At 59.8% G+C, this 12,141-nt stretch carries 12 protein-coding genes and 2 pseudogenes; 7 read left to right on the plus strand and 7 right to left on the minus strand.

The features are described from left to right. The first annotated feature begins 9 nt into the window (after positions 1-9). From LDP01_RS01610 to LDP01_RS01620, 3 genes are all read left to right on the plus strand, one after another. Entirely contained in the window at positions 10-1,155 is a 1,146-nt protein-coding gene (locus LDP01_RS01610; RefSeq protein WP_224089809.1) for an ArdC-like ssDNA-binding domain-containing protein, read from the plus strand. A 53-nt stretch (positions 1,156-1,208) separates the two neighbouring features. Beyond that, entirely contained in the window at positions 1,209-1,715 is a 507-nt protein-coding gene (locus LDP01_RS01615) for a single-stranded DNA-binding protein (RefSeq protein ID WP_224089811.1), read from the plus strand. Between the two features lie 103 nt (positions 1,716-1,818). Continuing rightward, a complete protein-coding gene (locus LDP01_RS01620) occupies positions 1,819-2,100 on the plus strand; it encodes a hypothetical protein (protein WP_223948729.1) in 282 nt (93 codons plus the stop codon). A gap of 69 nt (positions 2,101-2,169) precedes the next feature. Here the strand turns inward: LDP01_RS01620 and LDP01_RS01625 are convergent, their stop codons facing one another. From LDP01_RS01625 to LDP01_RS01640, 4 genes are all read right to left on the minus strand, one after another. Beyond that, a complete protein-coding gene (locus tag LDP01_RS01625; protein ID WP_224089813.1) occupies positions 2,170-2,676 on the minus strand; it encodes a hypothetical protein in 507 nt (168 codons plus the stop codon). Positions 2,677-2,695: 19 nt separating this feature from the next. Continuing rightward, positions 2,696-3,214: a hypothetical protein gene (locus LDP01_RS01630; protein WP_224089815.1), complete on the minus strand. Its 519-nt coding sequence runs from the start codon at positions 3,212-3,214 to the stop codon at positions 2,696-2,698. Positions 3,215-3,539: 325 nt separating this feature from the next. After that, positions 3,540-6,257, minus strand: a complete 2,718-nt coding sequence (gene mobF / locus LDP01_RS01635; RefSeq protein ID WP_224089816.1) for a MobF family relaxase — start codon at positions 6,255-6,257, stop codon at positions 3,540-3,542. After that, positions 6,254-6,592, minus strand: a complete 339-nt coding sequence (locus tag LDP01_RS01640; RefSeq protein ID WP_224089817.1) for a hypothetical protein — start codon at positions 6,590-6,592, stop codon at positions 6,254-6,256. The genes mobF and LDP01_RS01640 overlap by 4 nt, the downstream gene beginning before the upstream one ends. Positions 6,593-7,268: 676 nt before the next feature. Between LDP01_RS01640 and LDP01_RS23860 the strand changes: the two are divergent. Next, positions 7,269-7,553 (plus strand): annotated as a pseudogene (locus LDP01_RS23860) (hypothetical protein); the annotation flags it as partial. 317 nt (positions 7,554-7,870) lie between these two features. Here LDP01_RS23860 and LDP01_RS01650 read toward each other — a convergent pair. Genes LDP01_RS01650 through LDP01_RS01660 form a run of 3 tightly spaced genes read right to left on the minus strand, consistent with a single transcriptional unit; the run spans position 7,871 to position 9,220 of the window. Further along, entirely contained in the window at positions 7,871-8,197 is a 327-nt protein-coding gene (locus LDP01_RS01650) for a DMT family transporter (RefSeq protein ID WP_224089818.1), read from the minus strand. Then, positions 8,160-8,546: a DMT family transporter gene (locus tag LDP01_RS01655; protein WP_224089819.1), complete on the minus strand. Its 387-nt coding sequence runs from the start codon at positions 8,544-8,546 to the stop codon at positions 8,160-8,162. Before LDP01_RS01655 ends, LDP01_RS01650 begins: the two co-directional genes overlap by 38 nt. Further along, complete coding sequence (locus LDP01_RS01660) at positions 8,543-9,220, minus strand: TetR family transcriptional regulator (RefSeq protein ID WP_346658887.1); 678 nt, start codon at positions 9,218-9,220, stop codon at positions 8,543-8,545. Before LDP01_RS01660 ends, LDP01_RS01655 begins: the two co-directional genes overlap by 4 nt. Between LDP01_RS01660 and LDP01_RS01665 the strand changes: the two genes are divergently transcribed. The 3 genes and pseudogenes from LDP01_RS01665 to LDP01_RS23865 form a co-directional block, all read left to right on the plus strand. After that, on the plus strand, positions 9,126-10,868 hold the full coding sequence (locus tag LDP01_RS01665) for an ABC transporter substrate-binding protein (RefSeq protein WP_224089821.1): 1,743 nt from the start codon (positions 9,126-9,128) through the stop codon (positions 10,866-10,868). The two genes, LDP01_RS01660 and LDP01_RS01665, sit on opposite strands and share 95 nt — an antisense overlap. Before the next feature lie 118 nt (positions 10,869-10,986). Next, on the plus strand, positions 10,987-11,928 hold the full coding sequence (locus tag LDP01_RS01670) for an ABC transporter permease (protein ID WP_224089822.1): 942 nt from the start codon (positions 10,987-10,989) through the stop codon (positions 11,926-11,928). A 2-nt stretch (positions 11,929-11,930) separates the two neighbouring features. Next, positions 11,931-12,116 (plus strand): annotated as a pseudogene (locus LDP01_RS23865) (hypothetical protein); the annotation flags it as partial. Positions 12,117-12,141: the final 25 nt, after the last annotated feature.

Raw genomic sequence — 12,141 nt, forward strand, 5'->3', positions numbered from 1 at the left:
ATGGCTGTCGTGGCCGCTGCACCTGAATCGAACGCTCACCTGCCTGGCGGGACGGACGACGTCGGCCTTCCGCCGAGCGTTCGAATGTCACCTGAAGAGCGCATCGCGAGCCTCACCGAAGGGCTCCATACTGCCCTTGAGCAAGCGATTGAGTCGCCGGCTCGATGGCAGGTGTTGCTTGACGCCTCAGCCACTTTGTGGCGTTATTCAGGGGGCAACGTCGCCCTGTTGATGGCACAGATGGCGCAGCGTGGTGCCGAGGAGCCGACGCTGGTGGCCGGCTACAAAGAGTGGGCGCGTCATGGCCGGACCGTGTTGCGGGGCGAGCATGCGCTCTGGGTGATCGCACCGCGGACCGCTTCCATGCAGGAGCTGAAAATGGCAGATGGTCAGCGGAAGCTGCTGCCGGTAGCCCAGGCCGCGCCGGTCGATGCGATCAGCCTTGGTAAGAAGAACGTCGTCACCGGCTGGCGGGGACAGGCAGTCTTTGACGTTACCCAAACGGAAGGAACGCCGATCCTGGTGCCGCGCGGGGGCATTCACTCCGGGGAAAACCTGGACGATCTGTGGCGGTCCCTGTGTGATGTCGCGAAGGAACGCAGCTTCCGGGTGGAGGTCTCAGGTGTCCAATACGGCTACACGAGTGGCTACACAGACTTCGATGCTCGACGAATCCAAGTTGGCCTTTGGATGAGCAGCGAGGAGCGGGTGGCCGTCCTTGCTCACGAACTTGGTCACGTCCTATTGCACGGTCCGGACGACAGTGTTGGCCGGCTCTATGGAAGCAGCGCGAACCATCGCGGCATGGCTGAAGTAGAAGCCGAATCGGTCGCTTACACTGTTCTCCGGGCTCACGGCATCGATCGCGGGCCACAATCCGCTACCTATTTGGCTGGATGGGCTGACGCGGTCATCAGAACCGAGAAGGAACTGCGGGAGTGGCGTGCTCCGACGTCGCGCGTGGACTTCGCCAAGTCCGTGCTGGGGCGGGTAACGGCGGCTACCAAAGGCATTCTCGCTGTTTCGGATCCTCCTGGATTTGGTGGGAAATTCTCTTCCGTCAGTGCTTCGCCCGCTGTCACGGCCGCCTCCACTTACGCTGGCGTTCCCGTTCCGGGTGCCTCGATGCCTGGCCCTGAGTTGGCAGGTCCCTGATCCGTTCAGATGTCCGATGGGAGAGGCCCGTCGGCGAAGAAAGGTAACCGACCATGAACACGAAGATTCCCATCACCATCGCGGGGAACCTTGTCGCGGACCCGGAGCTTACAATCGGGGAGTCCGGGACGCCGCATGCGAAGATTCGGGTCGCTGTGAATCAACGGATTCAAAACCCGGATGGTACGTGGAGGGACGGGGAGCCCGTCTTTCACAATGTCTCGGCTTTTCGGATGCTGGCAGAAAACGCGGCCACGTCTCTCAAGAAGGGGGATCCTGTGACAGTCTCGGGTGAACTGGAGTTCCGGTCGTACGACAAAGACGGCGAGCGCAGGGAGGCTCGACGCATCATTGCTGACACGATTGGTCCTGATCTTCGGTTTGGGACTGCTACCTACCAGCGTTCTGTACGTCCAGTGACTGAGCCAGAAGCCACGGTGGAGGCGACCGGCCCGGAGGCTACGACCGCGACGGGCTGGCCCGAATACAACGTGACGACCAAGAGTCCGGTGGTGTCGTCCCCTTTCGGCGGGACGCCGGGGAGTGAGATGTCGGCCTGATTCGGTCCTGCAACTCGCCGCCCACGTCGCATGTCGGTGACGTGGGCAGCTCGCTGTCTGGGGTCGAGTCCACGCATTCGAATATATGTTCTAATCTTGATCTATGAGACCGAAGCAAGACTCCATCGCTTTCGCACGCATGATGGCCCAGATCGAGGCCGACGACAATCACCCCAAACCGGACGACGGCAAGATCATTGAGCTCGACCTCGGTAAGCAGCCGTTGGTCCGCGTGGGCGAAATCTATGGTCGGGCCATCAAGTACACGAGGTCGTTTGGGTTGGTGGAGTGGGTGGATGACCGGCGGGTCTACCACGTGGAGTGGTTCCCGGCAGGGCAGATCAAAAGGGTGGACCAGGAATCGTGGCGGGGGCGGCCGCTCTGAAGCACGTACTGACTTTGTGCTGGAGCTAACGGATACGCGTCCTCAACGGTTACGGGTAGCTCCTACCGATCAGAGCTGTGGCGCCCACGAGAGGACGTGGTCGGCTGCAATCGAGTAGGTTGCTGGCCACGGGGTGCCGGGGCGCACCTGTTCAGGGTCCGGCCGGATTAGCAGAACGGAGCCAGGCCAGATCGGCTCGGGGAGTGCTTCGATCCAAGCGGGCTGGATGTAGTCGAAGCGGTTCCAGCGGATGGTGATCCAGGCTCCGGTCGGCTGAGGGGAGTCGACACTGAGTACGGTCACTTCGGCGGTGGTCACCGCGGTGTTCTTCAAGGATTCCAGTACCTGCCATTGCGCCTGGCTTGCAGTCTTCCACACGCGGCTGTCATGGACCCGCCTGTACCAGACGAAGGACAGGATGAGACCTGAGGCTGCGACTACTATTAGGACCCAGCTGCCAGTGGGAAACGAAAATGTCATTGCAGCCAGCGTGATAGCAAGTGCCACCGTCGCCGCGCTCATGACGATCAGAGTGGGTGTCGCAACTTTCGGTTTGAGTACTGGGTTCACTTGCATCTGTTGCTCCATGTCCAGTTTAAAGCTGCCAACCGGCGCTGGTAAGGCTTTGCTGCGTTTGCATTCCGTTGAAGTTCACGAGCGCTGTCGGCGCAAGTAGTGGCTTGGATGCCTTTTGAACTACCCCTTGGAGGTGTTCCCATTGCGATCGTTGTTCCCACTCCCAGTCGGCGGGAGATGCACCGAGAGGTAGAGGAGAGTCGTGAATACCCCAGCGTTCTCTGTAGACGGCCACTTCTCGAATCAAGGCTGCGTTCTCGAAGGCATCTGTTTGAGCCCCGAGTTCATTCACAAGGGCTGTCTTCCATTCCGGTTCCTCAAGTAGTGCAGCCCTGGCGACGTGGTCCGTGCGGTTCCCAATCCGCCGTCGTACTTGATTCAGAGTCTCTCTCAAGTCGTCGCGTTCGACGACGAGCTGTTCTGACAGGGGATCGATGGGTGCGTGGGGCATAGCGGAGCCGTAGCGGCGAAGACGTGAGTGGACCACTGCGGTAAGGTCCTCGGCCGTGGCGTCTGCCGCCAAGGATTCGGAGAGCACACGATGCGCCCCTGGGCGATTGATGTTTGTCGCCTGCCGCCATGCAGCTACTGCCGCTCCCCATGCGGGTGAGGCTCGCAGTGTGTCAGCCAGGCTGGGTGAAAGGGCTTCGATAGCCTTTGCCAGATCGGCGCTCGCGGCTATTTGGGCAAGGTAGTCGTACTCGCGGTTCAGCCGTTCAAGGCTGTCCGCATGGGAGCGTTCACGGTCGCGAACCTCGTGGGCCGTCCGCTCAGCGCCCTCCGCGGCCAGGACTTCACCAAGTATCGCCCGCCAGTTGGATCGAGTGCTTGGGTCAAGGATCTCGTCTTCGTCGGGGTCGTTCTCACTGACATAGGCCCGAGTTGGAGAATCGTCCTCGGGTCATGCTGACGTACAGGAGTTCACGGGTGAGCCGGCCAGGTGTGACTACGACGTGGGCGGAGTCCACCGTGATGCCCTGAGATCGGTGGGCCGTTGTGGCGTATCCGAGCTCAACGGATGACTCCAGGTATGAGGCACCGAGTTCCACCGTCGCACCGGTATCCGTCCGCTGAGCATGCAGGGATCGGTGACGTAGGTTGACACCGAGTACTTCCAGGAGTGTCCCGTTCCGGATGAATGCGCCCTGGTCGTCCACAAGGGATCGATCATTCCGACGGGCAATGACGATGTCGCCGCGACCCGCATGCTGCCCACCCCTGAGCACGAGTGTCTGTTCTACGTCGGCGGCGCCCAGGATCACCCTGTCGGCTTGGGCCCGCTGGTTGAGCATGCTGACCGTCTCGTTGTCGGGGGCGATCAGGACCGAAGCGTGCCCGGAAAGGACGTCGGAGTGCCAAGCAGCATAGGCGCGGTCCATCATGTCCAGATACATGCCGTGATTGATCCGCCCATGATGCTCGTATTCCTTGAGCGCGGAAATGTGACCTTCACGAAGACCCACAGAGGCAGACGCCTCCCATGCGTGCTGGAAGCGCCAGACCGAAGTCAAACGGGCGGCTTTCCCTTGTCGGTCGAGCCAGCCAAGGACCCCGCCGGCGTCGATGGAATCAAGCTGAGCCGGATCACCGACCAGCAACACCTTCGCCTGAGCCTGTTTGGCTTGTGCCACGATGGCCGCGAGCTGCTGCGTGGAGACCATTGACGCCTCGTCGACCACCACAAGCTGGTTCGCCCTAAAGGTCCATTGAGCTTGCTCCGCCGCCAATCGGGCGATCCGTTTCTCGAGAAGAGACTTCGCAGCGTTCGTAGTCCCGTATGAGGTTAGCTGAGACTCTGCATCAAAGAAGGACGAACTCCTTTGCGCTGCTCCGCTACCCATGGACTCGTAAAGCCATTTGGAGACATTCTCAGCAACCATGGCCAACTCCGATCCAAGAACCTCGGCGCTCGCAGCTGCCGGAGCCAATCCGACAACGCTGCCTGAACCGAACTGCGCTTCCCAAGCCGCCTTGATTGCGCCAAGAGCTGTGGTTTTGCCCGTGCCGGCAGGGCCGACGATTGCCTCCAGTCGATGGGAGCCCAGCAGGATTTCGGCGGCCGCGGCCCTTTGGTCTTCGTGGAGCTCTGACGTGCCGTCCTTTCTGTACAAGGCGAGTGACGCCATAGCGACATTCGCGCTGACAGTCGGGCCGCCGTCGTCGTTCCTCGCCGCAAGAATCTGGTCCTCGAAGGCAAGCGTGGCCTCATCCGTGTAGAGGCGCGATCCGTGAAAGTCGAAGACGCTTCGGTTCGCGAAATGGAGATCCTCGGCAGCCTCGGCTGGGAGACTGTATCGGTACTCGTTGAGCGGCACGGACTGGTGCTCTGCTTCGGTTGCCACGCCGTCGATCACGGCGTTACGGTCCGCCGGCGAGGCGCAACGGATCTCGGCGCAAACTCGCTCGGCCTCGGCGATCAGGTTCCAGCGATTCCAGGTGGAGCGCTTAGCGGCGACGCGTTGCCTGGTGACATGCCCGACGGCGGCAATCCAGTCAGGTGCAAAATCGCCTACGCCGAAGGGTCGGTTGTGCGATCGGCGGATTGTCGAGGCGACGACTCGCTCAGGGTCGAAGCCTTTGGTCCGTGAACGATCGCGCCAGGTGGCAGAAAGCTCCCATAGGGGAGTGGGGGTGGCTTCTTTGGGGTTTCTTGTGGAGAGGGTCGCTTGTTGCCGCAGCTTGACTGTGGTGGTTGCCGATGGTCGGGTGCCGTGTTCGGTGATCCAAGCTTTGACCAGACGGTCGGTCTCGACGTCGATGAGTCTCGATCGGTTGGAGAATTCGCGGATGAGGGCGTCGTCGATGCCGGTCAGCTGTTGGCTCGGGTTGTGGGTGTTCTGGGCAGGAGCGCGGATGTCCGTGTCGGTTCCAAGGTTCTGTTTCAGGGCGTCGAAGAGCAGGCCGTTGTAGTGTTCGCTGGCGGCGACGACTGCCTTGTAGAGGCTTCGCGAGTCGAGTGTGGTCCAAGCGCTGTCTGTGATGCGCTGGACGCGGTTGGCGATGACGACGTGAGTGTGGAGTTGCGGGTCGCCAGCGCGTGATTCCCAATGGTCGAAGGCGGCGGTGATGACGCCTCGCGTGCCGAGGTGGGCGATGCCGTTTCGTCCTGCGCGTGTGTTGATGACGAGGTCTTCGAGCCAACGGATCGTTGCTTCGACTGCCTCGTGGTGGGTTTGGAGGATCTGTTCTTGTAGTTGGCGTGGGCTGAGGGCCCAGAGTGCCGAGACGGACTTGGGGACGCTGAAGGTTAGGTCGAAGCCGGCGACAGCGCGGTTGGTGGATTGTCCGCCGTTCTTTTGGGCTATGGTGGCTTCGCCGTAGGTGCGGCCGAGGGTCGCTGCTGTGTCGGGGTGCTGGGCGTCCTGGAAGATTGACCTTGCGTCGGATTCCGTGACCATCTGTCCTTGTGCCCGGTTGATGCCGTCGAGTCCGCGACCGATCCAGCGGCCCTGCGGTGTGCCGGTGGCCATGTAGTAGCTGATCGTGTCCGCGGGAGTGGGACGGGCGTCGTCGAGCATTGTCGACTTGAAGAGGTACTTCAGCCCCGACCTCACGGACAGCCGGGCGATGGACATGGTCATGCACGAAGCGCCCCGGTTCTGCTCTTGCTGGGCAGCCAGCCTCGACGGCGGAGGATGCCGACCGTTGTTGGGTCGAGGGCGACGCCCTTGAGCTTCGACACGTGGACCAGAGCCGCTGCTACGTGTGCGAGGTCCTGGACGTTCGTGCGCTGGGCGCGTTTGAGTCGGAGGACTTCGTTGTGTAGGAGACCGTTGCGTGTGTCGAGTTCGTCGTAGATGGCGTGGAGGCGTTCGAGTTCAGTCGATTGGGATCGTAGTTCGGTGGTGAGACGGTCGGTGTCGTCTTGGCAGGCGTCCCTGCTCGTGCTCTCGGATGCTGCCGAATTTTTCTTCACGAGCGTTCATGGTGAAGTCATCGACCGTGTGCATGACGTTTCGACTCAAATTCGGAACACTGGGCCTTAGATGCCAGAGGTGTGAGGGGAAGTAAGAGGGGCCCGGCTGCCCGTGCGGCTGAGGTACAAGTTCAGCATCGAGTGAGTGGGTCGGCGCGGGAACCAGTGCGCGCGGCGGCGACGCAGGTCAGCTCTGAGCGGTGCAGGACATGCTTTGGGGAACGCACTAGTTGCGCCAGATTAGCTCAGATCACAAAGTGTCGTCAGCCGGACCACATTTGTTGTCTCCGGGCGCATACATAATGCTGAGGCGGCAAGGGCCCTTCCGAGAAGCCACGACACTCTGAACCGAATGAACTCACGCACTATGAGGCTGGTGTGTTATCCGATGGCCTAAGGCGCGTCGTCTGGATTGGTGGGGCCGGTGGTTAAGACTGGTCTTGTGCAGGGACGCGAGGCCGCGCAGCGCGGGGATTTCGATGTGGAGGCGCTGGCTTGGGAGTTATTGGCTCCGGGCATTGTCTTCGCTTGCCTTGGCCAAGGCATCGGGGGCGGTTGTTCCCGGAATCGATGATGAAGGACTAGTTCCCGTCGAGCCGGGACCGGCCCTCGGTTCCGGTTCCGTGATCGGCTCGGTGCTTGTGCTGCAGGCTTTGCAGGGTCTGGGGACCGGGAAACCGCCGAGGCGCTGGCCGACGATCTGCGGTGGATGGCTACGTGCGGTTACGGACTGACCGATACCGCGTTCCATCCGTCCAGGTTGACATGCTGGCGCCGTCGCCTATCCGTCTTGCAGAACCCGCACCGGGTCATGGAGGCCATCGCTGGGGTCATCGCGGAGACCGGGGTCCTGTCGGGCAAGCGTCGGCCGTGTGGATTCAACGGTGTCGGTGACAGGTGTCGCGAGGCAAGACGGGGTGTCAGGGGTGTCACTCCAAGCCCGTCAGCAGAAAAGGTTTAAAGCCCACATCGTGATCGAGCCCGAAGCCAGGCTGAGATGACTATCCCGGCGACAACGATGGGTGCTGCAATGTCGTGAACGCATTCCTGCCACTGTTGTTCGTTCACTGTGCAACCGCGCACTTTGGTGTAGGCGGTCAACCCCCGAGATAGTATCCGGGTGACTTCATCGTCCGACCTCACGCGAGTAGTTTGATACGAGGCTTATATGAGGCGGAGCCGAAAAACTTCGTGAGCCTCCCGTTTGTTTCGTTGAGGTTTGGTCGGTACTTGCCGCAGCCAGGAGAACGTGGAACTGACCCACTGAAAAGGTCATGACTACCCGTGGGTGGCACCAATTTCAACCAGAAGTACACCTGCGGCGATGAACAGCATTCCTAATAACATCGTCTTCGTCAGAGGTTCGCTAAAGAGGATACGGGCAATAATTGCCGTAAGTACAACCCCGCAGGCAACCCAAATCCCGTATGCGATGCCCAACGCAAGGCCCTCCTTCAGGGCAAGGCTGAGAAACGCGAAGGCGCTAGCATACCCAGCGATAATCGGAAGAATCCAGACTTTCTTCTTCAGCCCCTCGGAGGCACGAAGCGACATGGTCGCTGCAACTTCAGTGATGATGGCCAGACTCAAAAGAACCCAAGGCATGTTCTTCCTCCTTCTTTTGAGACCTGGCAGAATGCTGCGACCCGATTTCTACAGTCACGACTCCAATTAAGAGCAGTGCAACGCCGAGGCCCATCAGCCAGGTGAGTGCTTCGTCAAAAATAATTGCGGAGAGCACCGCCGTGGCGGTCACTCCGCCGGCGCCCCACACCCCGTAAGCAACGCTTATGGACATGCCGAGTCGCAGGCACACAGTTAGGAGGGCAAAAGCAATAAGATATCCGACAACGACGATGGCGTACCAATTGGGATTTTCGATGGCCGCCTTCAGGGCAAGGGTTGCGCTCACCTCCGTTGTGATCGCTCCGCCTAGACAAATCCACGGTTTCATGGTTGGGCGTCCTCGACGGTCAGATTCAGCAAGTTGGAAACAATTAGGGTCTGAGCACGTTCGTCTGGTGCCAGGACCCCGCTGGCTCTAGCGGCCCATAGTCCATCTGAAGCCAATCGAGCTGTCAGGAGTTTAGCCTTGGTCGCATCTGATATTTCGTTCGGCAGCGATAGCCAGGGGCCGAGGTGCTTGGTCCAAGCGGACTGCAGTTCGGGACGATACGCAGACTGAAACCAGAGCGCCCATTCTGCCCGCATGTTGTGCCCTTCGGCGGTAACCAGAACGTAGGCGCGGTAGCGGGCATTGGCAGAGGCTGCCTCCGCGCTTGTGCCGAGTAGATCCGTCATGCGCCGCTTAACCTGGAGAGCGGCATGCTCAATCAAGGCAACCATAAGAGCCTCCCGGTTCGGGAAGTGGTACATCAAACCGGGCTTAGTTACCCCGGCTTCGATGGCCACTCCTTCAAGGGTGATGGCGGCGCCAGTCGCGCCACCTGCCACGCGCAATCCCGCTTCCAGAATTGCGGTTCTTTGACTCTCTCGCATGAAAGATACTTTACCATCCGGAAGGTAAAGTTTATTGACACCCGCCCATGTGACCAAGATAATAGTTGGCGAGCCAGTTTCTTCGGAACGCCGTACCACTGAGTGGCATGACACCGTTAATCGGCTCATCGACGATGAGGTCGGCCCTAAGGTTTTGACGCCGTTCCTCGAATGCCTAGGGATTGAAGGAGTGCAGATGATGGTGGGTTTGTGGAGGGTGTGGCCGGGGCGCCGGGGCCGGTCTTGGCGTTGGGCGGCGGCGGCTGTGGTTGGGGTGGTTGGTGTTGGGGTGCTTGCTGGTTGTGATGGCGGGGCTGCGAAGTCGTCGTCGGCGTCGGACACTTTGACTGTGGCTATTAATGGTGAGTATCCGACGAGTTTTGAGCTTAATGCGCAGTGTAGTAGCCCGATTTTCCAGTTGACCTACGAGCCGCTTATCCGGGTTTCTTCGTCGGGTGGTTACGAGCCGGGGATCGCTGAATCGTGGGAGTACTCGGAGAGCAACACGGTGTTCACGATGAAGATCCACTCTGGCATCAAGTTTGCGGATGGCACTGATGTGACGGCTAAGTCTGTGGTTGACACATTGAATTATTACAAGTCTGTGCCTGGGGTCAATGATGGCTATATCAAGCCGTGGAAGGTTGAGGCGAAGGGCAGCGATTCGGTGCAGATCACTTCCGAGCAACCGTTTCTGGGAGTTGAGCAGGTCCTTTCCGATAACGGGAACTGTAATAACGGCATGATCATCAGTGAGGCTGGTTTGAAGGACCCGGCCAAGCTGAAGACCCAGATGTTTGGCGCTGGGCCGTATGAGTACGTTGCCGACGAGAGTGAACCGGGCGATCACTATGCCTTCAAACCGCGCCAGAACTACTACGATAAGTCCCGTCAGAACTACAAGAAGATCGTTCTGCGTGTTATCGCGGATCCGAATACGGCTTTGAGTGCCCTCGCGACGGGCCAGGTTCAGGTCGACATGACCGGTGGCACTTCCCTTGTGGCGCAGGCGAGGTCGCAGGGCTTCGACGCAACGGTTCAACGGAATTCTGCCGCTGCGGTAATGCTGTGGGACCGGGGTGGGGAGACAACGAAGCCGCTGGGTGACGTGCGTGTTCGTCAGGCGATGGCTTTGGCTCTGGACCGGGATCTCATCGCGAAGGCCGTTGGGCCGGAGGCGAAGCCCGCGGACCAGTTCACGCTTGAGGGTTTCCCTGGCTATGACGCCAATTTGTCGTCCAAGTACACCTATGATGTGGACAAAGCCAAGGCTCTGATGTCTGAAGCGGGATACGCGGATGGTTTCTCGATGACGATGATCACCAACTCCGATGACACGGCTGTGAACACGGCTGTGGGTGCTGCTGTGGACCAACTCGCTAAAATCGGGGTCAAGATTGACCTGAAGTCCATTGCTGGTCTTGGTTTTTGGACGGATATGGCCACCAAACAGTACTCGGCGGGGGCGGTCTCCTACGGGCTGTATGGTATTCAGCCGCTTGAAGCCTACCGCCTTTACAAGTTGCCGTACTCGGCGGTGTGGAATCCGTTTACGTCTGTTGATCCGGACATTGAGAGTGCGTACGAGTCGCTGATGGCGTCATCTGAATCAGATTTTGAAAAGAACGCAAAGCAGTTCAACGAGACGATCTCTTCCAAGGTCTGGTACCTGCCCATCGTGAACACTCCGCACTTTGTGTACTCGAAGGGAGTCGATATCGGTACTCCTGAACCGATGGGCAATTTCGCGGTGTCGGCTTGGAAACCCAAGGGCTGATTTGATGTCCCGGCCCTCACAAGGGGCCGGGACTAACCGCCTTGGAGACGGGCGCAGGCATTGCGATCGCTTATCAGCGTGTGTTGCTTGCGTTGCTCTTAAACGTGAAGGAGAGATCATGCTGGGAGTTGTAACTCGCCGGTTGTTAATGGGGATTCCTCTGATGGGGATCATCTCGCTTGTTGTTTTCGTGCTGAGTTCCCTCACACCTGGCACTGTGGGGCAGGCAATACTCGGTCCGACAGCTTCCCCGGAAGCGGTCGCGAAACTCAATGAGCAAATGGGCGCGGACCGTCCTGTTTTGGAGAAGTACGGGGCCTGGCTGATGAACGCAATGGGAGGGGACCTGGGTACGTCCATTACCTCCGGTCGTCCGGTGACTGAGACCATCCTGGCGCGAATCCCTGTGACCATGTCACTGGCCACGGGTGCCCTGATCATTGTCATAGTGCTAGGCATCAGCCTGGGAGCACTGGCAGCTGTCCGGGGAGGTGTCATCGGCCGGGTTGCCGAGGTCCTTGCCGTTTTGGGTCGAAGCCTCCCGAGTTTCTGGCTTGCCCTGATCGCCGCTCTCATCTTCGGTGTGACGCTGGCCTGGCTACCCGTTTCCGGCTATATTCCTTTCGCTGACTCTCCATCTGAGTGGGCCCGGTCACTGGTGCTTCCGGTCGCCGTTCTCGGTATCGCCGAAGCTGCCCTGGTTGCCATCGTGACCAGAGCTGAAATGCTCACCGCGATGCGCAGCGACTATGTGCGCAGCCTCCGTTCCAATGGCTATTCGGGCACGCGGATTCTGCTCAAACACATCGCCAAGAATGCCGGCGGGCCTGTCCTGACCATGGTGAGCCTGGTCTTCGTGAGTCTGCTTGGCGGCACGATTCTGATGGAGCAGATCTTTGGAATGTCTGGTCTGGGTGCGCAGCTGGTGACGGCCACAGCAAAGCACGATCTGCCGGTCATCCAGGGGCTGGCTGTTTTTTACACAGCCATGGTAGTCGTTGTTTTTCTTCTCACGGACATCGTTAACGGTCTCCTGAACCCTAAGGTGAGGTCGCTATGAGCATGGTCGCCCCTACATCCGAAGCGGACGCCCGCGCGGCGGCGCGCGGCTCAGGCTTCGCTTCGCGGCTGCTGCGGCAGCCACTGCTGGTTGCCAGCGGCCTTACCCTGCTGGTCGTCATTATCGCCTGTATTTTGGCCCCTATCGTCTCACCGTATGGTCCGCTCGATCAGGACTTGCTGAATATCTACGCCAAGCCTTCTGCAGCTCACC

Source organism: Arthrobacter sp. StoSoilB13 (assembly GCF_019977255.1).
Taxonomy (GTDB): domain Bacteria; phylum Actinomycetota; class Actinomycetes; order Actinomycetales; family Micrococcaceae; genus Arthrobacter.

Bases quoted from the DNA above. Each gene is read 5' to 3' on its own strand.
- LDP01_RS01660 (WP_346658887.1), bottom strand. From the start codon at position 9,220: ATGAGCCGATTAACGGTGTCATGCCACTCAGTGGTACGGCGTTCCGAA.
- LDP01_RS01650 (WP_224089818.1), bottom strand. From the start codon at position 8,197: ATGCCTTGGGTTCTTTTGAGTCTGGCCATCATCACTGAAGTTGCAGCG.
- LDP01_RS01615 (WP_224089811.1), top strand. From the start codon at position 1,209: ATGAACACGAAGATTCCCATCACCATCGCGGGGAACCTTGTCGCGGAC.
- LDP01_RS01670 (WP_224089822.1), top strand. From the start codon at position 10,987: ATGCTGGGAGTTGTAACTCGCCGGTTGTTAATGGGGATTCCTCTGATG.
- LDP01_RS01655 (WP_224089819.1), bottom strand. From the start codon at position 8,546: ATGAAACCGTGGATTTGTCTAGGCGGAGCGATCACAACGGAGGTGAGC.
- mobF (WP_224089816.1), bottom strand. From the start codon at position 6,257: ATGACCATGTCCATCGCCCGGCTGTCCGTGAGGTCGGGGCTGAAGTAC.
- LDP01_RS01620 (WP_223948729.1), top strand. From the start codon at position 1,819: ATGAGACCGAAGCAAGACTCCATCGCTTTCGCACGCATGATGGCCCAG.
- LDP01_RS01625 (WP_224089813.1), bottom strand. From the start codon at position 2,676: ATGCAAGTGAACCCAGTACTCAAACCGAAAGTTGCGACACCCACTCTG.